The organism is Bradyrhizobium ivorense (genome assembly GCF_900696085.1).
GTDB classification, from domain to species: domain Bacteria; phylum Pseudomonadota; class Alphaproteobacteria; order Rhizobiales; family Xanthobacteraceae; genus Bradyrhizobium; species Bradyrhizobium ivorense.
The window spans coordinates 89839-109057 of sequence record NZ_CAADFC020000029.1 but is presented as its reverse complement, the minus strand read 5'-3'; the positions used below and the strand labels follow the sequence as shown (position 1 = coordinate 109057).

Genomic DNA, 19219 nt, shown 5'->3' with positions numbered 1-19219 from the left:
CAGCGATTCGCACGAGGCATGGGTGTCCGCTCTGACGCTCTGGAATAACATGACGCGCCGGGAGCAGCGAATTATCATCAAGCTGTTCGGCGGCGGGTCGTTGCATGGTGACAGCATGAACGAGACAATCAACCTGATGCGGTTGGGTCTCATCAGCGAGAACGGTTTGACCCCGGTTGGCCTCGAGGTGTTCATCGCTGCATTCAAAGCGCAACGTGACATTCGCCAAGCGGAAGTGGCGGCATAGAACCGGTCATGCCACGGCAAGCGAGCCGAGCCCAGTTTGCTGATTCCAGGATCGTAGGATTGGTTAGCGACGCGGCAACCCACCGATCTAGTCGCATTGGAAAAACGGCGGATTACGCTTCGCTGATCCGCCCTACCGGTTGCGCACCGGCTCCTTGGTCCGTTCTTCGCCTGCCACCTGCTCCGCCGGCCGGCTGGCGCGGATCATCAGAAACGTGCCCGAGAACTGTGTGCCGGGGATCTTCCAGTGGCCGTCGATCTCGGTCGCCTCGGCGTTGACCGCGCCTTCGTAATGCACGGTGTCGTAGCCGTAGCCCGGCGGCTCGTAGCGCTTGACGAAGGCGACCGCGCTGCCGGAGCGATGGCCGGTAACCGATGCGTTGTGGGTGGTCAGCGGACAAGCGGGCATCATACAGGGTTCGGTGATGCTGCCGCCGAGCGCGCCGCCGGACTCGATCAGGGTGGCCAGAAACGTGACCACGCCGGTATCAGGTTGAACGTAGCTGCCGTCCCAGACGCCGGTGAGATTGTCGGTCATGGCGGTCTCTGCCGAGTGAGCGGTCTGTAGCCCGCGTGAGCGTAGCGAGATGCGGGGCCGAGAGAAACCCCGGATATCGCTTCCGCCGTCGCTCTTCGAGCTATGGCGGACACGTCGCTCATCCGGCTACTTTATTGCGCAAAAAGGCCGGGCTCTCGCCCGGCCTTTCGCTTTGCGATGGATGCCCGGGTCGTCTAGCGCGAAGACGCGCTTCGCGCTGTTGCCCGGGCATGACGAGCGGTGAGGGTCAGAAAACCCGGTTGCTCTCCTTCACCTTGTCCGCATCGAGATACACGTTCTCGCCCATCTCCCTGAACTTGGCGCTCATCTGCGCCATGCCCTGTTCCTTGTCGTTCAACGTCGCCGCGTAGTCGCGGACGTCTTGGGTGATCTTCATCGAGCAGAATTTTGGGCCGCACATCGAGCAGAAATGCGCGACCTTGTGGGCTTCCTTCGGCAGCGTCTCGTCGTGGAAATTCTTTGCGGTGTCGGGATCGAGGCCGAGGTTGAACTGGTCCTGCCAGCGGAAGTCGAAGCGGGCGCGCGACAGTGCGTCGTCGCGCAGCTGCGCGGCCGGGTGGCCCTTGGCGAGATCGGCGGCGTGGGCCGCGATCTTGTAGGTGATGACGCCGGTCTTGACGTCATTGCGATCCGGGAGACCCAGATGCTCCTTCGGCGTGACGTAGCAGAGCATGGCGCAGCCGAACCAGCCGATCATCGCCGCGCCGATGCCCGAGGTGATGTGGTCGTAGCCCGGCGCGATGTCGGTGGTCAGCGGCCCGAGGGTGTAGAACGGCGCCTCGCCGCATTCCTTGAGCTGCTTGTCCATGTTGATCTTGATCTTGTGCATCGGCACGTGGCCGGGGCCCTCGATCATGACCTGGCAGCCCTTGTCCCACGCGATCTTGGTCAGTTCGCCGAGGGTCTCGAGCTCGGCGAACTGCGCGCGGTCGTTGGCGTCCGCGATCGAGCCGGGACGCAGACCGTCGCCGAGCGAGAACGAGACGTCATACTTGCGCATGAGATCGCAGATTTCGTCAAAGTGCGTGTAGAGGAAGCTTTCCTTGTGATGCGCGAGGCACCACTTCGCCATGATCGAGCCGCCGCGCGACACGATGCCGGTGACGCGGTTGGCGGTGAGATGGATGTAGGGCAGGCGCACGCCGGCGTGGATCGTAAAGTAGTCGACGCCCTGTTCGCACTGCTCGATCAGCGTGTCCTTGTAGAGCTCCCAGGTCAGCTTGACCGGATCGCCGTCGCATTTCTCCAGCGCCTGGTAGATCGGCACGGTGCCGATCGGCACCGGCGAGTTACGCAAGATCCATTCGCGGGTGGTGTGGATGTTCCGCCCGGTCGAGAGGTCCATCACGGTGTCGGCGCCCCAGCGGATCGCCCACACCATCTTGTCGACCTCTTCCTCGACCGACGAGGTCACCGCCGAGTTGCCGATATTGGCGTTGATTTTTGTGAGGAAGTTGCGGCCGATGATCATCGGCTCGAGCTCGGCATGGTTGATGTTGGAGGGGATGATGGCGCGGCCGCGCGCGATCTCGGAGCGCACGAACTCCGGCGTGATGAAGGCCGGCACCGAGGCGCCAAAACTCTCGCCGTCGGCGAGCGCGGCCTCGGCGCGCTCGAGCTGCTGCTTGCGGCCGAGATTCTCGCGCTCGGCGACGTAGATCATCTCCTTGGTGATGATGCCGGCGCGGGCGAATTCGAGCTGGGTGATCTTGTGGCCGTCGAGGCCGCGCAGTGGCTTGTGGTGCGCGGTGAAGGCCTTGGCGGCGTGCGCCGCGCCGACATTGCCGTTGTCCTCCGGCTTGATGTCGCGGCCCTGATATTCCTCGACGCCGCCGCGCTCCTTGACCCAGGCCAGCCGATTGCGCGGCAGGCCGGCATTGACGTCGATCGTGACGGCGGGATCGGTGTACGGACCCGAGGTGTCATAGACCGGCAGGTTCGGCTCGCCGGCGCCTTCCGAAAGAATAATCTCGCGCAGCGGCACCCGCAGGTCGGGCGCGGCCTCCGGCGTCGCAAAGATTTTTCGTGAGGCGGGCAGCGAGCCTGTCGTGACGGCGGGACGGGTGTTGTCGGGGTTGGAGCGGATGTTCATGAGGGATCCTCCGTTTTAATCTCTTGAGCGATGGTTGTTCTCGTCACCCTGAGGTGCGCGCACTTGCGCGCCTCGAAGGGTCGACGAGCCGGGCCGTCGACCCTTCGAGGGCCGCTGAAGAAGCGGCCACCTCAGGGTGACGGGATGAGTAGTGTGCGATGCCGTGCATCACGCGGCCTCCGCTTCGAGGCCGAGCCATTGCCGCACCCGCGCGTCGGGGTCGGCGTTCTGGGTGACGTCGGAGACGACGGCGATCGAGTCGGCGCCGGCGGCAAAGATCTCGGCCGCGTGCTCGAACTTGATGCCGCCGATCGCGACAAGGGGGATGGCGCTGATGCGCTGCTTCCATTCGGTGATCTTCGGGATGCCCTGCGGCTCGAACCGCATCGACTTCAGCGTGGTGAAGAAAATCGGGCCGAGCGCGACGTAGTCGGGCTTCGCGGCGAGCGCCGTGGCGAGCTCGGCATCGTCATGGGTGGAGATGCCGAGCGTCAGCTTGGCCTTGCGGATCTCGGCGAGGTCGGCGTCGGCAAGGTCTTCCTGGCCGAGATGCAGATGTTCGGCGCCGGCGACGATCGCCGCGCGCCAGTAATCATTGACCACGAGTTTTGTCGATGTCCCCTTGGTCACCGCCAGTGCGTCGCTGACGATCTGCAGCGCGGCGCCGTCGTCGAGCTCCTTGGCGCGCAGCTGGATGGTGCCGACGCCGAGTTTTGTCAGTCGCTCGACCCATTTGATGCTGTCGACGACGGGATAAAAGCGATCAGGATACGGCATGCCAGAACGGTGTCCCAACGACAGGGGTGGAGGGGGAGGCGAAGTCGCGGGCTTCCATCAGCCCGGCTTCGTAGGCGGTGCGGCCGGCCTCGACGCCGAGGCGGAAGGCGTTTGCCATCGCGACCGGATCGGCGGCTTTCGCGACGGCGGTGTTGAGCAGCACGGCGTCGTAGCCGAGCTCGAGCGCCTCCGCCGCATGCGACGGCGCGCCAATGCCGGCATCGACCACCAGCGTGATGTCGGGCAGCCGGTCGCGCAGCAACCTCAAGGCGTCGCGGTTGATGATGCCCTTGGCGCTGCCGATCGGCGCGGCCCACGGCATCACCACCTTGCAGCCGGCGTCGACCAGCCGCGCGGCCACCGAAAAATCCTCGGTGCAATAGGGGAACACCTCAAAGCCGTCCTTGATCAGGATAGAGGCCGCTTCGACCAGGCCGACCACGTCGGGCTGCAGCGTGTCGTTGTCGGCGATCACTTCGAGCTTGATCCAGGGCGTGTCGAACAATTCGCGCGCCAGCTTCGCCGTGGTGACGGCTTCCTTGACGCTGCGACAGCCGGCGGTGTTGGGCAGCACGGTGACGCCGAGCTCGCGGATCAGCGACCAGAACGCATCGCCGGTCTTGCCGCCCGCCGCCTCGCGCCGCAGCGACACCGTGACGATGCTGGCGCCGGAGGCTCGGATCGCCGCTTGCATGATCGCGGGCGAGGGGTACAGCGCCGTGCCGATCAGCAGACGAGAGGCGAAGGATTTGCCGTAGAAGTTCACCATGTCGGAGGTGTCTCCCCAAATGAGGTCGTCATCCCCGCGAAAGCGGGGATCCAGTACGCCGGGGCGCCTGTAGTTGACCCGAGAGGCCGCGGCGTACTGGATCGCCCGGTCCATGTGCGCCATGCGCACAGGCCGGGCGATGAGAGCGGAGTGTGCGGAACGTGCGCAGTCCTCACCATCACCCTCCCTGCCGCGGCGTGATGATCTCGATCTCGTCGCCGGCTTTCAGCGGGGTCTCGGCCCAGCGGCTCTTCGGCACCACATCGTAATTCAGCGCGATCGCGAAATGCGTGCCCTCATAGTCGAGCTCGGCGAGCAGGGCGCCGACGCTGCCTGCCGCGATCTCGCGCTGCTCGCCGTTGACGATCACGCGCATTGCATCACCTCGTTGTCGATTTCGCCGCGCGCGAGATAGGCGAGCGTTAGCTCGGCCAGCGCCGGCGCCAGCAGGAAGCCATGACGGTAGAGTCCGTTCACCGTGATGCGTTCCTGCTCGATCCTGATTTTCGGCAGATTGTCCGGGAAAGCAGGCCGCAGCCCGGCGCCGAATTCGACGATACGTGCCTCGGCAAACGCCGGATGCACGACATAGGCTGCGCCCAAAAGTTCCAGCGCCGAGCGCACGCTGACGCCAGTGTCCTCGGCCTCGATCGAGGTCGCGCCGAGCATGAAGCGGCCGTCGCCGCGCGGGATCACATAGAGCGGCCAGCGCGGATGGATCAGCCGCACCGGGCGCGACAGCGTAACCTCCGCGGTCTCGATGATGACCATCTCGCCCTTGACGCCGCGCAGGCTCGACTCGCGGTCGCGCGCGGAAAGGCCGCGGCAGTCGATCACAAGGCCGTCGAGATCGCCGGCCTCGGCATCGCTGCCGAACTTGATGGTGCCGCCGGCGCGCTCGATCGCGGTATGCAGTTCGGGCAGCACGCGGCGCGGCTCGACATGGCCCTCGTCAGGATAGAACAGCGCATCGCGGAAGCGGCCCTCGAGCGATGGCTCGAGCGCGCGCACGCCCTCTGCATCCAGCCTCTGGTGGCCGCTGGTCATCCGGGCGAAGCGTTCGAAATCGCTGCGGTCGCGCGGATGCGCCACCACCAGCGAGCCGTTGAACGGCGTTTTCGGAAAATGCTGTCGCCACAGATCCAGCGAGCGGATGCCGAGGCGGGAGATCACGGGCTCGGCGGCCTCGGCCTCGCACCATGGCGCCAGCATGCCGCCGGCCCAATGGCTTGTGGATTCCGTCATGGTGGCGTCACTGCGCTCGTGCAGGGTAACCGCTCGTCCGGCCTCTGCGAGCAACAGCGCATGCCAGGCGCCGGCTATGCCTGCGCCGATGATGGAAACGGGGGAATCCCCCCGCGGTCTTGACGTCTGGTACATCCCTGTCCCTTCGCCGGCATGACCCGGATCAGGTTCAAAGGGTCACCGCGGTCCCGGACTTTTCCGCCATTGGGCGGGGTCCAAGCTTGCGGTATCTCAGCTCCTCCTCGGAGCACCCCTCGGAACGGCTCTAATGTAGGCGGATGAGCGGGCGTGTCAACGTGTATGCCAGGAACTGACAAGGAACCCGACCGCGCTCTTCGCCGCGGGCGCGTGGCTGGATTCGGATCGCTTGTGTGGTAGCAGGTGATCGAAGACGACCGGGTGCTGCCGGGCGGCCGCGGCGCGATCGGCCTTATTTTGAAGCCTGTTCCGGCTTCGCCTCGGCGGTCTCGGCTGTCACCTGCTCCGACCCGACGAACGCCTTTGGCGGTGCACGCGTGCCGACATGCTTCGCCTCTTTCAGGTGCTCGCTGCGCTGGCGCTTTGCGACGTAGTAATACCCGCCCGCGAAGTAACGCACGGCTCGATCGTGATCGCCGTTGGCAGCGCGGTAGGCGCCGGCGAGGTATTTGATGCCGTATTTGAGGTTGGTGCCGGGGTCGCGCAGGCCTTCGGCGGTGCCGGTGTAGCCGAGGCCGCGAGCGGTGCCGAGCTTGATCTGCATCAGCCCGATGGTGCCGCCGCGTCCGATCAGCTTTGGCTGATACTTGCTCTCACGCACGATGACGCGATGCACCAGCGCTTCCGGCACCAGATTGGCCTGCGCTTCCGCCGCGACCATCGCCTCATACTGCGCGCGCGATTGCGCGCTCGCAGTTGCCCACGGCACCAGGGCCGCGATCACGGCGAGGCAGCCAAGGGTCTGAAGAAAGGTTTGAAAGGTCTTCATGTCGGGTCGATCGGGGCCATTGAACGCGCATCAGTTCCTGCGGCTTCATTGGTACGGCGAGCAGGCAGGAATGTGGCAAAACCCGCGTCACGAATTGATGCCACTGCATGCATCGTTCTCGCTGCTGCGAACACGACGAGAAAAATTCAAATTGACAGGATCGATTTTTCCGCACGCCGCAAACAACGGTTTGTCGTGCAAATGAATCAACAGAGGTCTACACTGCCTGCCGGCAGCGGTGCCAGTTCAGTCAGTCAGCACAACTGTCTATTCCAAAAGCCGATAAGAAACGCTGTTCGGGAGATGCGCCATGGCTCGTCAGGATTTTGCCCGTCCGGATTTTGGTTACACACCTCGCGAAAATCCCTGCGCACAATGCGGCAAACCGATTTCCCGCCCGGACTGGGTGGAGCATGGCGAAGGCCGCACGTCCTATCTGTGGAATTGCCGCGCCTGCAATTACCGTTTCGAGGCCATCGCGATCTACGACGACGAGCAGCTCACCCCGCTCGCCGCGTGAACGCAACACATCCGAACACTGCTCGCCCGAACTCGATCGCCTGATCAGGCCGCGGATTTCTGCGGCGGCTGGTCGAGCTGCGGCTGCTGGCGTGCCGGCAGTTGGATGCGGACCACGAGCCCGTGCGGCTTGCGGTCGTGCAGCGACAGCGTGCCGCCATGCGCGAGCACGATTGCATTGGCGATCGACAGTCCAAGGCCAAAGCCCTCGGCCTCGTCCATGTTGCGCGCCTGGTCGCCGCGCACGAACGGCTCCAGCACGCTCGCCTTGTGCGCATCCGAAATACCCGGGCCATCGTCCTCGATGTCGATGGTGAGCAGGTCGCGCGTAACGGCGAGACGGACCGCGACATCGCCGCCGAAGCGGACCGCGTTCTCCACCAGATTGGTGATGCTGCGATGCAGGTCGGCGGGCCGCGCGGTCGCCATCGCGTGCTGCGGGCCATCATAGGTCACCTTGTGGCCCATGTCGGCGAACTGGTCGGTGACGAGGTGCAGCGTGCTTGCGATGTCGACCAGCGTCATGTCCTCGAGCTTGCGGTCGTTGCGCAGGAACGACAGCACCGATTCCAGCATCGAGCGCATCTGGTCGAGATCGCGCAGCATGCGCAGGCGATGGGTCTCGTCCTCGATGAATTCGGCGCGCAGCCGCATCCGCGTGATCGGCGTGCGCAGATCGTGGCTGATCGCAGCCAGCATCTTGGTGCGGTCGTCGATCAGCGCGGTGATGCGCTCGCGCATCCGGTTCAGTGCCTTGGCGAGCGAGCGGATCTCCTCCGGGCCACGCTCCGGCAGCGGCGCCGCGGCGCCGTTCAGGCTAAAGGTCTCGGCGGCCTTGACGAAGGACGACAGCGGCGCGGTCAGCGCCCATGCCGCCCACAGGCTGAGCAGGGTGACGCAGATGACGGCGAACAGCACCGTCATCATCCACGGTCCGCCCCAGAACGGCCGCAGGTGCAGATCCGGCATCAGGTTGGCGGCGATCATGTCGCCGTCGGGCAGGCGGATCGCGACGCGGCGGACTTCGCCCTCATGCGGCGTGACGCCGGCGTCGCGCGGCAGCAGGAAGACGCGATAGCCGGCGCCGAGCCGGCGCAGCGCGTGCAGGCTCTGCGTATCGGGATCGGTCATCGGGACGGTCTCGTCCGGCAGGTCGCTCATCGCCAGCTGCGGGAAGGCGCGCGTGATGTCGGCTGCGAGCCGCGGCCGCTCCGACACCGGGGCGCGTCCCAGGAGCTGCGTGGCGGCTGCAAGCTGGTTGTGCCAGCGATCCGGCGGTTCGGGCTGGTCCGGGCGGTGGATCAGAAAGATTGCGGTGATGATCAGATGCAGCGCGACGATCGATACCACCACCAGCGCCGCCATCTGTGCGCCGATCCTCCGCAGACTCAGCACACTCAGCAGCTTCATGGTCAGTTGCTCGCGGTGGGAACGGCCTCCACCCTCGGCGTGAACACGTAGCCGCCGGAGCGCACCGTCTTGATCATGGTGGCCTCCTGCGGGTCGGGCTCGATCTTGCGGCGGATGCGGCTGACCAGCACGTCGATCGAGCGCTCGAACGAGCCGGAGCTGCGGCCCTGGGTCAGATCGAGCAAGCTGTCGCGCGACAGCACGCGGCCGGGCCGCTCGCAGAAGGTGCGCAGCAGGTCGAACTCGGCGCTGGTCATCGCGACGCGGGCGCCCTCGGGGTTGCGCAGCTCGCGCAGGCGGATGTCGATCTTCCAGCCGAGGAAGGTCAGCACGGTGGCGCCCTCGATCGCGCTGGCGTTGCGCGCGGCGACCTGGCGGCGCAGCACCGCGTTGATCCGCGCCAGCAGCTCGCGCGGGTTGAACGGCTTTGCCAGATAGTCGTCGGCGCCCATCTCGAGGCCGAGGATGCGGTCGACGTCCTCACCGCGCGCGGTCAGCATGATGATCGGCGTCTGCGATTCTGCGCGCACCTTGCGGCACAGGCTGAGGCCGTCCTCGCCTGGCAGCATGACGTCGAGCACCAGGAGGTCGATCCGGTGGTCGGTCATGGCCTTGGCCATTTCGCGGCCGTCGGAGGCGGTGGTGACGTGACAGGAATTGGTGCGGAGATATTTTGCGATGAGGGTCCGCGTCTCGCGATCGTCCTCAACGACAAGGATGTTGGGCGTGGCCTGGGTCATACCGATCTTTTGTCCGTGATTCGGGGAAAGCGGCTGAGGAATTTTGTTTCAGTGTATGTCTGAAATCTTGCCCGGCATCCGGAGGTAGCAGGTCGCCGCCAGCGTGAAAAGTTAGCGTTCTGTCATCAAGCGTAGTGCATTGAAATGGCGAAAGAACTGGCCCAATCTGCACGCCGCCTCGGTGGCCCAGAGGGCAAAGGGGAAGGGCGGCTGTCGTATCCCGGCGGAACCCGCATGCCCGGCGAGGCGTTGACTGTTTTTCAGGCTGTGGAGGGTGAGATGGCTGTCGAGGTCCAGACCAGACCGCATCAACTCATTGCAAGCGATCGCGTCGAGGGGACCGCGGTGCGGCGGCCCAACGGCGACATGATCGGCCATATCGAGCGGCTGATGATCGACAAGATTTCCGGCAAGGTGTCGTACGCCGTACTCAGCTTCGGCGGCTTCCTCGGCATCGGAACCAACCTGATTCCGCTGCCGTGGGGCAAGCTGCACTACAACCCGAAGTTCGAGGCCTACGAGCTCGACATAGAGGATGACGAGCTGAAGCGCGCGCCGTCGTTCCGCGCCGACAAGGATTTCGATTGGGGCGACCGTTCGCAGGAAGCCGAGTTGCATCGCTTCTACGGCGTACCGCCCTATTGGGGCGGCTTCTGATTCAGCCTAAAGCGCGATGAGATCGGGTCGAATCGTCATCGCCCTTTAGCCCTTTGTTTGAGCATGATCTTTTCGGAAAACGCTTCACACGGATCATGCTCTAGTCGCCTCGCCAGCCAAGCTCGCGCAGATAGGCGGCGCGGGCGGCAACGCCGGTGTGCGTGAAGTCGGTAAAGACGCCATCGACGCCGAGACGGAAGAACTTCAGATACTCCAGGCCGGGATCGGCGCGATAGTCGGCAGCGAGGTACTTCTTCTCGTTGCGGAACGTGAAGACATGCACGAACAGGCCGAGCTTATGCGCGTCGGCGATGACGCTGGTTGCCTCCTGCGTCGTGGCCTCCGGTGTCGATCCCTTGTAGGGCGTGCCGTCGGCGTTGCTGTCCTTCCACGGCAAAATCTTGTAGGGGACGATATAGGCCTTCCACGGACCGATGCCGTCGGCATAGGTCTTGATCTCCGCCAGACCCTCGGGCGTCAGCATCGCATCGTACTGGCGCGGGTCGCCCGCAATCGTCCAGTCGTACGGACGTGAGGTGGTGATGTTGTTGAGCAGCACCTTGCCGGTCTTGAAGTCGACGCCGTTGCCGTCGATGAGCTGGACCTGCCGCGTCTGAAGGCCCTGGCTGCGCATGTATTTCAGGCTGCCGGGCTCGAAGCTCTGGACGATGATGGGCGCGTCCTTGGCGTTGAGGCCGTTGTCCTTGATGATCTTGATCAGGGCATCCTCGAGCGGGCGGCTGCCAGGCGCGCCGCAGCCATTGGCGATCGCCTGGGCATTATTCCAGGTTGGGTTCTTGGTCTCCGGATAGACCGAGATGCTGCGTCCGGTCTCCTTGCTCTTGGCCTTGGCGATGTCGATGACGTCCTGGAAACTGATAACCGGCAGCTTGCCGTTGAACACCTTCGGCCGTTCATTGGCCGCATCATAGGTGGTGCCGGCGATCCACTCCTTCAGCTCGGCCATGGTGAAATCGGTGATCGACCAGTCATTGGTGCGGTCTTCGCCGTCGACGATCAGCGCCTTCAGCACCGATTTGGGGTCGGCCGGATCGACGAGATCGGTGGGATAGTCAGCCGGTCCGCTGGTGGGAGTTTGCGGCCATTTCACCTTGACGCGGACGCCCGGTGTCGTGCGCTTGCGGGCCGCAACCACAGGGTTGGTCTTCGCCACCTCGGCAATGTTGGTATTGTCGCCCAGCCACGGATTGTGACGCGCCACCAGGACGCAATCCTTGGTCAGGTGCAGGTCCTCTTCGAGTGAATCGGTGCCCAGCGCCGCGGCCAGATCATACGAGGCCTCGGTCTCTTCAGGCACCAGCCCCGGCACGCCGCGATGCCCGATGACCAAGGGCTGCTTGCCATCGAGGGTCAGGAACGGTTTTGCGCCGGCCGGTGCCGAGCCGGCTTGCGCTGACGCCATCGAGGCGGGGAGGACCGCCAAAGCCGCGGTCGCGAGCAGCATCGCGCCAACGCGTAGTTTCCGCAGCGAACCAGTGTGCATCATAGCCAGCCCTCCATCTCCAACGCAGCACCTGTTACCTCCTGTTCCTCATGTCGCAGTTCTCTGACAGTCCGATGACTGTCAGGCGGGCCGGGCGGGCAAAAAACGGGACAGGCCGAATTTACACAACGCGGTCGGCGATGGATGCAACGCTTGAGGGCTACGGCCGTTAGTTGAGTCGTCGGCGGCTTCGCTTCCGCGAAGGCTGTTGCGTCGCGTCGAAGCGTTCCTCCGTGCTGGAGTGGCCTTTGATAGCAGGTTCCCGTAGGAACGCTTGCCAAGATTACGGGTTCTCCATGTATCGATTTTGCGAACTGAGGAGAGCCAACATGTTAGTCAGATCTATCATGGCCGGCGTCGCCGGCACTGCGCTGCTTGCAACCGTTGCGTTCGCGCAGACGCCGACCGACACCAAGAGCGACAAGAACGAGATGTCGCCTCCGGCCGCGAGCACCACATCGCCTCCGGCGAGCACGACAGCCGTCTCATCGACCTCGTATAAGGGCGACTGGCGCGCATCCAAGGTCGTCGGTCTCAGCGTGTACAACGACAAGAACGAGAGCGTCGGCTCGATCAACGATCTCTTGATGGACAAGGGCGGGGCCATCAAGGCGGTGGTGATCGGCGTCGGCGGCTTCCTTGGCGTCGGCGAGCATCTGGTCGCCGTGCCGATCGACAAGGTGAAGTTCTCGACCGAACCGGTCGCCTACACCGGGTCCAGCGCGTCGAACACCGGCAGCCCCGGCGGTGCCGGCGGCACCAGCAAGACGTCGACGACCACCGGCGCGGCCCCGGCAACGGCGTCGAAGCCGAACCCCTGGTATCCCGATCACGCCGTCTTCAACGCGACCAAGGACGAGCTGAAGGCAATGCCCGAGTTCAAGTATTCGACTGAGTAACGCGCAATCGCGTTCCGTGAAAGCCAAACGCGCCCGGTACCGCCGGGCGCGTTTTCTGCGCAATGACTTCGCGCGCCTTGCCTCTAAGATCGCGGCGCGCCGTATTCCTGCCGTGTGACAAGCCAGTCGGCCGCAGCCGCGAGGTCGGGCTCCGCCCCCAATCCTGGTCCGTCAGGCAGCGGGAAGAGACCATCCCGGACGCGGGGGAAGGGCTGCGCCAGCGCCTCACGCAGGGGATTCTCCATCACATCGTGCTCGAGCAGGCCGGGACCGCCCACCCCTGCAAGCACTTGGGCCGCTGCAAGCAGGCCGACGCCGCTGCCGAGCCAATGCGGGCAGTAGGACCGTCCCGTCTGCACCGCGCGCCGGCCGACCGCATAGGCACCGGTGACGCCACCCCATTTCAACATGTCAGGCTGAACTACACCGTGATAGCCGTTCGCGATCAGACCCGCGAAGGCTTCGTAACCCATGACGTTCTCGCCACCTGCCAGCGGCACTGGCGACAGCAGCGCCAACTCGGCCCATTCGGCTGCGGGCCGGTCCGCCGCCAGTGGCTCCTCAATCCAGCCAAGGCCGAATGCGCCGAGCCTCGCCACCGCGCGCCGGGCCTCGGCTAGATCCCAGCCCTGGTTCGCATCCACCATCAGCCGCTCGCCACTCCGCAGATCGCGCGTGATGGTCGAGACGACAGCCGTATCGGTTTCGGTGCCGAACGCGACCTTGACCTTGAAGGCGCGAAACCCGGCGTCGCGGCAGCGCGCCACCGTCTCGGCGGCCGTGTCCGGATTGAGGCCGCTGGCATAGGCCGGCACCCTATCGCGCACGGCGGTGCCGGCGAGCATGGCGCGCAGCGATTTCCCCGCGCGCCGTGCAGCAAGGTCCCACAGCGCGAGGTCGAGCCCGCCGAGGCACGCCGCAAACGGGCCGGGCTCCGCGCCTTGAAGGGCCCAGCGATGAGTCCGCGCCGTCAGCGTGTGCCAGGCGTCCGACGGATCGAGATAGGTTGAAGCCAGCGCTGCGGGACAGATCACGGTTTCGAGCAACCGCATCTTGTTGTCGGCGCTGTAGGGCGGGAAGTTGCACCAGATTTCGCCCCAACCATACGCGCCATCGGTATCCTCGACGCGCAACAGCAGAACCCTGCGCCTCGGAATGCTGCCGAACGAGGTCTTGACGGGCTCCTTCACCTCGGCGCGAAACAGGAACACCTCGATGCGCGCGATGCTGATGGTCATGGATAGTGCTCCTTTCGGCGAGGCATGTGCGATCGGGCCGGCTCAGGCCCGCTTCAGTCCGGACGTCGGCGTCGCGACCTTGAGGAAACGCGGATTGACGACGACCGGTACAAGCACCGCGGCGACGAACGACAGTGCGGCGAGGAGGTAGAGCCCGGCCTGATAGCTGTGTGTTGCATCGCGAATCCAGCCGATCGCATAGGGCCCGACGAAGCCGCCGAGATTGCCGGTCGCATTGATCAGCGCGATGCCGGCGGCCGCAGCGTTGCCGACAAGGAAAGTCGACGGCAGCGGCCAGAACGGCGGTTTTGCGCCGTAGATGCCGACGGCGGCAACCGCCATGACGGCCACGGCGAGCAGCGATCCGGACAGGGCGCCGGCCGCGGTCAATCCGAGCGCCGTGAGCGCGAGCGCCGCGCAAAGGGTCCATCGGCGCTCATTGTGGCGATCGGAGATGAAGCCGAACGCGATGATGCCAAGCGTGCCGAAGATGTAGGGGATCGAGGTCGTGATCCCGGTCTGCATGTCGGTCAGGCCGAGGCCCTTCAGGATCTGGGGCAGGAAGAATGCGAGGCCGAGATTGGCGGTGGTGTTGGCGAACCAGATGAATGCGAGCGCCAGCACGCGCATGTCGGCGAGCGATTGCAGCAGGCTGAGCCCATGCGCCCCGGCGACCGCGCGCGCTTCGCTGTCGAGCGCATTCTGCAGCCAACTCCGCTCCTCGCTGCTGAGCCATTTTGCTTCGCCCGGCCGGTCGGGCATCACTTTCAGGAAGACCAGGCCGACCAGAATGGTCGGCAACCCTTCGAGGATGAACAGCCACTGCCATCCCTTCAGGCCGGCAACCCCGTCCATCTGCAGGATCGCCGTCGAGACCGGTCCGCCGAGCGCGAGCGACACCGGCACTGCGACGATGAACGCGGCGATCATGCGCGCGCGATATTGCTGCGGAAACCAGTAGGTCAGGTACAGGATCACGCCCGGGAAGAAGCCGGCCTCGGCCGCTCCAAGCAGAAAGCGGATGACGATGAAGCTCGCAGGTCCCTGCACCAGCGCCATCGCGACGGCGATCACGCCCCAGGAAATCATGATGCGCGAAATCCAGCGCCGCGCACCGACTTTCGCCATCACCAGATTACTCGGGATCTCGCAGACGAAATAGCCGAGGAAGAACACGCCGGCGCCAAGCCCGAAGATATAGGGCGAAATGCCGAGATCGGCGTTCATCGTCAGCGCCGCAAAGCCGACATTGACCCGATCGATATAGGCCAGGATGTAGGAGACGAACAGCACCGGCATCAGCCGAACGAAAGCCTTCCTGATCGCCCTGTCAGCAACCGCGTCGGACATTCTCGCTCCCGTGTCGTTGTTGTTCGCACATGGCGTATCGTTCGCCGTCTCGATGGTTCGAGCGTCGCGGTCTTCAGCGGCAGACAGATCGCTGAACCAAAGGCGGATGACACGCCTTATCGGGCGGGGCGTTCGGCGAATAATGAATTGTTGAGATGGCGCCATCTCAAAACGAGATATCGCGGAGTCTGATGCCGCCTCGCTCGCGCGGGCGTGATCGCGACGGGCAGGCGGCGCCTTCAACCTTGCGAGTTCTGCCGCGCCGTCAGGCCAGCCCTGCAAATTGCTCAACGGCGTTGCGCCGACACGATTATTTGAAGCCATGGACGCTTATAAATCGTATCCGATTTAATCGGAACGCTTGAAATCCTGCCGCTCGGGGGCATCTATCAAGCGTAACCGAGTTAATCGTATGCGATGAAAATCGCCGGAGCGTTACCATGACCACCAGGATTTCCCACGTCGCAAAGACGTTCAAAGCCATCGCGCTGGCTGCGGCGCTGTCGGCCATCACCGTCACGGCGGCGTCAGCCCAGGCGGCGATCTCCGAGCCGGCCGCGTATCAGGCGATGTATCCCTATCGGGACGTGCTCAATGGCGGTGCGCCGACGCCGGCAGCCAAGCTGGTTCTGCTGCCGCCGCAGGTGCTGCAGCGTCTGCAGGCCGAGGAGAGCGGCGTTGGCATCGCCGAAGTGCCGCACTACAGCCACCATCACCGCGGCCGCTAATCGTCAAACTGCTCGGCGGGCAAGCGATTGCCCGCCGCATTTCGAAGCGCGTAGCCCATCCGGGCTACGCCACACTCGGAATGGTGCGGCGCATCCTGTTAGCCCTGATGTCCCGATGTTAGGCTGATCGCGGCGGGAGCACTCGCCTCCTGCCTGACAGCAAAGGGAGGACGACATGGCTGAGAGCGTCTACAAGGTTATCGAGCTGATCGGGACCAGCAAGGACTCCTGGGAAAAGGCGGCCGCAGCAGCGGTCAGCAGGGCCGGAGAGACCCTGCGCGATTTGCGCGTTGCCGAGGTCGTCGAGCTCGACCTGCAGCTGGACGCCGCCGGCAAGGTCGAAGCCTACCGCGCCAAGTTGAAAGTTTCGTTCAAGTTCGAAGGTTCGTGAGCGCACGCAACCGTAGCTCGTAGCCCGGATTGCGTTTCGCTGCATCCGGGCTACGGAACGGTAGGGTGGGCAAAGCGAAAGCGTGCCCACCCTACACAGCAACGACGGCTACGGCTTCACCAACGGGCAGCCGCCCTTGTCGAGCGGACGGAACGCCTCGTCGCCGGGCACGGTGGCGATCAGCCTGTAGAGGTCCCATTCGCCCTTGGACTCTTCCGGCTTCTTGACCTCGAACAAATACATGTCGTGCACCATGCGGCCGTCGATCCGGATATGGCCGTTCTTGGCGAAGAAGTCGTTGATCGGCGTGTCGCGCATCTGCACCATCACCTTCGGCGCTTCGTCGGTGCCAATGGCCTCGATCGCCTTCAGGTAATGCATGGTCGCCGAATAGAGCCCGGCCTGGATCATGGTCGGCATGTGGCCGACCTTCTCGTTGAAGCGTTTCGAGAAGGCGCGAGTCTCGTCGTTCATGTCCCAGTAGAAGGCGTCGGTGACGATCAGGCCCTGTGTCGCCTTGATGCCGAGCGAGTGGGTGTCGGTGATCTCCTGCAGCAGCGCGATCATCTTCTGGCCGCCCTGCACGAGGCCGAACTCGGAGGCCTGCTTCAGCGCGTTGGTGGTGTCGCCGCCGGCGTTGGCCAGCGCCACGACCTTGGCCTTCGACGCCTGCGCCTGCAGCAGGAACGACGAGAAATCCGACGAGTTCAGCGGATGCCGCACGTCGCCGAGCACCTTGCCGCCGCTCTCCTTGACGACATTGGCGGCGTCGCGCTCCAGCGCCATGCCGAAGGCGTAGTCGGCGGTGACGAAGAACCAGGTGTCCTCGCCGCGCTTGACCATCGCCTTGCCGGCAACGTTCGACAGCGCATAGGTGTCGTAGGTCCAGTGCACCGTGTTGGGCGAGCAGGCGGTGCCGGTGATGTCGGAGGAGCCGCCGCCGGAATTGATGTTGATCTTGTTCTTCTCGCGGGTCAGCGCCGAGATCGGCAGCGCGACCGAGGAGGTGGGGACGTCGAGGATCGCATCGACCTTGTCGTTGTCGTACCAGTTGCGCGCGATGTTGATGCCGACGTCGGGCTTGTTCTGGTGATCGGCCGAGACCACCTGGACCGGCACGCCCTTCACCTTGCCGCCGTAATCGGCGACTGCCATCTCGACGGCGGCAACCGAACCCTTGCCGGTGGCGTCCGCATAAAGGCTCGACATGTCGGTGAGCACGCCGATCTTGACGACATTGTCGGAGATCTGGGCGTTGGCCGCGGTGCCGGAGGCCGCGAGCGCGAGGCCGGCCGCAGCTGCGGCCAAGAGCGATTTCATGGTTGTTCTCTCCCTGACTTTTCGTTGAGGGTTGCTGTCCACGGCGCCGTTCTATCCGGTGCGGCAAGGTGTCGCAAAGCCGACTTTGTGGGCAGACAACGGTATGCGGGGAGGGGCGGTTCCGCCGCTTACAGCGCCGGCAGCGCGGTGATCGCGGCCTTGATGGTGCCGTCGGTTTCCACGATCACCCGCAAGGTCTTCGCATCGAAGGCGATGCCGGCGAGGCGGATGCTGGTGACCTCGGCGTCGACGCGGAGGCCCTCTTCGTTCTTCTGCAGGTCGGCGATGGCGGCGGCGATCTTGCGCTGCGCATTGCTCGCGAACGGCCTGAGGTCGACGATCATCCGGTCGGCCAGCGCCTGCTGCACGCGCGGGATCGCCGCACGCGCGGCGGCGCCGAGCAGGCCGAATGCGGCCTCGGATTCCACCGCCAGCTCGACATCGTTCAGCCGCAGCGTCTGCGCCTCCTGATCCAGCCGCGGGCGGCCCCAGATGTGCACGGTCGCCTCGGCGCCGAGGCCGAACCAACTGGCCTTCTCCTTGGCCTGCACCAGCAGCGAGATCAGAAGGCGGTCGCCGGAGGCGGCGATGCTCGCACGCTTGACAGTCACGTCGACCGGACCTGAGCCGTCCTCGGGAAAGGTCTTGCCCTTGAGCTGCGCCTCGACGAGCTGGGTCAGTGTGGTGAAGGACATGTCGACCGGCAGGCCGATTGCGACGCTGCCCGGCATCGGCGGCACGATCGAGAGTTTGTCGGGGAACGGGCAGCTCGGATTGGTCTGGGTCTCGGTGATCCTGGTCTCGGCCTCGATCCCCATGGTGAGGATCATCGATGACGCATCGACCTTGGGCTGCGCCGCGATCGCGCGGGTCGGCCGCAGCTCGAGCCACATCGGCGGCATCGACGAGGTGCCGCCAGTGCCCTGCAGCGGGATCGAGCGGCAGGCCTTGACCCATTGCGCGCGCGCGCTGTTCTGGAACGCCGGGTTGTTCTGCAGCTTGGCCTCGACGGCCGCGATCTGATCGGCGACCGTCTTGTCGATCACCGGCTTGACCTGGTTGGGCACGCTGATGCGGACGCCGGCGGCGGTCAGGCTGGTGTCGCCGAGATTGACCTGCGCCTGCAGGTTGGGCTCGATCCGCCAGGAGGCGCCGAGCTTCGGCCGCGATGTGAGGGTGACGTTGCCCTTGATCTCGGCATTGGCGTTGACGTTCTTGATGTTCACCGCGCCGATCTGCTTGGCGACGTTGGCGCCGAGCAGGCTGCCGAGCGCGTCGTTGACCGCCCCGTTCGCCTTTGCCGACAGCGAGCCGGTGACCTTGAGCGATCCGTCGATCGGGGTCGACAGCGTCAGCACATCCTGGGCGCCGGTCAGCGCGATCGGGCCGCGCCCGGCAGTCCAGTTGATATCGGCGTTCTGCAGGATCTGCGTCGCCGGATTGGGTGCCTTGCCGCCAAACGTCTTCGGCGCACCGCGTTCGGCGGCATCGCGGATCGCCGACAGCGCGACCGAGACCTGCGCCACGATCGTCGAGGAGCGCGGCGCCGTCGGCAGTGGCGGCACCTCCACGAGCTTGGGCTGCTGCACCGTGGCGCGCGGCGCAAACCAGTCCATGGCCTTCAGGCTGATCAGGAACGACACCGCGACCACCACGACGGCGATCAGGATCGTCCATGGACGCATCGGCAGACGCATCATTTCCCCGGATGAAATGAACTCGACGCGGTTGTACAGGCCTGCCGACGAGGGCGCCAGTGTGGCCGGATCAAGCTGGTTCGGGGGCGGAGTTGGGCGGCTGCCGCCAAA

The 19219-nt window shown here is 64.9% G+C and carries 20 protein-coding genes and 1 riboswitch; of the genes, 6 read left to right on the top strand and 14 right to left on the bottom strand.

The features are described 5' to 3' along the window. The first annotated feature begins 22 nt into the window (after positions 1–22). Positions 23–247 carry a hypothetical protein gene (locus tag CI41S_RS35460; RefSeq protein ID WP_139863651.1) on the top strand — a complete coding sequence of 75 codons (225 nt, stop codon included), beginning with the start codon at positions 23–25 and terminating at the stop codon, positions 245–247. 132 nt (positions 248–379) lie between these two features. Here the strand turns inward: CI41S_RS35460 and CI41S_RS35455 are convergent, their stop codons facing one another. From CI41S_RS35455 to CI41S_RS35425, 7 genes are all read right to left on the bottom strand, one after another. Then, a complete protein-coding gene (locus CI41S_RS35455; RefSeq protein WP_139863650.1) occupies positions 380–784 on the bottom strand; it encodes a hypothetical protein in 405 nt (134 codons plus the stop codon). A gap of 247 nt (positions 785–1031) precedes the next feature. Beyond that, the gene (gene thiC, locus CI41S_RS35450) at positions 1032–2897 is read right to left on the bottom strand and encodes a phosphomethylpyrimidine synthase ThiC (protein ID WP_139863649.1); all 1866 of its coding nucleotides are present in this window, start codon (positions 2895–2897) and stop codon (positions 1032–1034) included. A 168-nt stretch (positions 2898–3065) separates the two neighbouring features. Next, positions 3066–3674: a thiamine phosphate synthase gene (gene thiE / locus CI41S_RS35445; protein ID WP_139863648.1), complete on the bottom strand. Its 609-nt coding sequence runs from the start codon at positions 3672–3674 to the stop codon at positions 3066–3068. Continuing rightward, positions 3661–4443, bottom strand: coding sequence for a thiazole synthase (locus tag CI41S_RS35440; protein ID WP_139863647.1), 783 nt, complete (start codon positions 4441–4443; stop codon positions 3661–3663). The genes thiE and CI41S_RS35440 overlap by 14 nt, the downstream gene beginning before the upstream one ends. Before the next feature lie 178 nt (positions 4444–4621). After that, positions 4622–4819, bottom strand: coding sequence for a sulfur carrier protein ThiS (gene thiS / locus CI41S_RS35435; protein WP_139479446.1), 198 nt, complete (start codon positions 4817–4819; stop codon positions 4622–4624). Further along, a complete protein-coding gene (locus CI41S_RS35430) occupies positions 4810–5823 on the bottom strand; it encodes an FAD-dependent oxidoreductase (RefSeq protein WP_139863646.1) in 1014 nt (337 codons plus the stop codon). Before CI41S_RS35430 ends, thiS begins: the two co-directional genes overlap by 10 nt. Further along, positions 5811–5953: riboswitch (TPP riboswitch) on the bottom strand. It overlaps the preceding gene by 13 nt. A 165-nt stretch (positions 5954–6118) precedes the next feature. After that, the gene (locus CI41S_RS35425; protein WP_139863645.1) at positions 6119–6655 is read right to left on the bottom strand and encodes a lytic transglycosylase domain-containing protein; all 537 of its coding nucleotides are present in this window, start codon (positions 6653–6655) and stop codon (positions 6119–6121) included. Between the two features lie 310 nt (positions 6656–6965). Between CI41S_RS35425 and CI41S_RS35420 the strand changes: the two genes are divergently transcribed. Further along, positions 6966–7175: a hypothetical protein gene (locus tag CI41S_RS35420; RefSeq protein ID WP_139863644.1), complete on the top strand. Its 210-nt coding sequence runs from the start codon at positions 6966–6968 to the stop codon at positions 7173–7175. 44 nt (positions 7176–7219) lie between these two features. Here the strand turns inward: CI41S_RS35420 and CI41S_RS35415 are convergent, their stop codons facing one another. Continuing rightward, positions 7220–8584, bottom strand: coding sequence for an ATP-binding protein (locus tag CI41S_RS35415; RefSeq protein ID WP_139863643.1), 1365 nt, complete (start codon positions 8582–8584; stop codon positions 7220–7222). A gap of 2 nt (positions 8585–8586) precedes the next feature. Next, positions 8587–9324 (bottom strand): response regulator, encoded by a 738-nt coding sequence (locus CI41S_RS35410; protein ID WP_139863642.1) that lies wholly within the window; start codon positions 9322–9324, stop codon positions 8587–8589. A gap of 279 nt (positions 9325–9603) precedes the next feature. On the opposite strand from CI41S_RS35410, the gene CI41S_RS35405 reads away from it, so the two are divergent. Beyond that, complete coding sequence (locus CI41S_RS35405) at positions 9604–9981, top strand: PRC-barrel domain-containing protein (protein WP_139479452.1); 378 nt, start codon at positions 9604–9606, stop codon at positions 9979–9981. A 100-nt stretch (positions 9982–10081) separates the two neighbouring features. On the opposite strand, the gene CI41S_RS35400 is transcribed toward CI41S_RS35405, so the two are convergent. Next, positions 10082–11488, bottom strand: a complete 1407-nt coding sequence (locus tag CI41S_RS35400; RefSeq protein ID WP_244626783.1) for a glycerophosphodiester phosphodiesterase family protein — start codon at positions 11486–11488, stop codon at positions 10082–10084. Between the two features lie 326 nt (positions 11489–11814). On the opposite strand from CI41S_RS35400, the gene CI41S_RS35395 reads away from it, so the two are divergent. Then, a complete protein-coding gene (locus CI41S_RS35395; RefSeq protein WP_139863641.1) occupies positions 11815–12384 on the top strand; it encodes a PRC-barrel domain-containing protein in 570 nt (189 codons plus the stop codon). Positions 12385–12467: 83 nt separating this feature from the next. Here the strand turns inward: CI41S_RS35395 and CI41S_RS35390 are convergent, their stop codons facing one another. After that, positions 12468–13622, bottom strand: coding sequence for a mandelate racemase/muconate lactonizing enzyme family protein (locus CI41S_RS35390; protein WP_139863640.1), 1155 nt, complete (start codon positions 13620–13622; stop codon positions 12468–12470). Between the two features lie 42 nt (positions 13623–13664). Beyond that, positions 13665–14972, bottom strand: a complete 1308-nt coding sequence (locus tag CI41S_RS35385) for an MFS transporter (RefSeq protein WP_139863639.1) — start codon at positions 14970–14972, stop codon at positions 13665–13667. Positions 14973–15412: 440 nt separating this feature from the next. Between CI41S_RS35385 and CI41S_RS35380 the strand changes: the two genes are divergently transcribed. Beyond that, positions 15413–15700: a hypothetical protein gene (locus CI41S_RS35380; RefSeq protein WP_139863638.1), complete on the top strand. Its 288-nt coding sequence runs from the start codon at positions 15413–15415 to the stop codon at positions 15698–15700. A 175-nt stretch (positions 15701–15875) separates the two neighbouring features. After that, positions 15876–16091 (top strand): dodecin family protein, encoded by a 216-nt coding sequence (locus CI41S_RS35375; protein WP_139480027.1) that lies wholly within the window; start codon positions 15876–15878, stop codon positions 16089–16091. Positions 16092–16199: 108 nt separating this feature from the next. Here CI41S_RS35375 and CI41S_RS35370 read toward each other — a convergent pair whose 3' ends face one another. Further along, a complete protein-coding gene (locus CI41S_RS35370; protein ID WP_139863637.1) occupies positions 16200–17411 on the bottom strand; it encodes an ABC transporter substrate-binding protein in 1212 nt (403 codons plus the stop codon). A gap of 128 nt (positions 17412–17539) precedes the next feature. Next, entirely contained in the window at positions 17540–19108 is a 1569-nt protein-coding gene (locus CI41S_RS35365) for a DUF4403 family protein (RefSeq protein WP_139863636.1), read from the bottom strand. Positions 19109–19219: the final 111 nt, after the last annotated feature.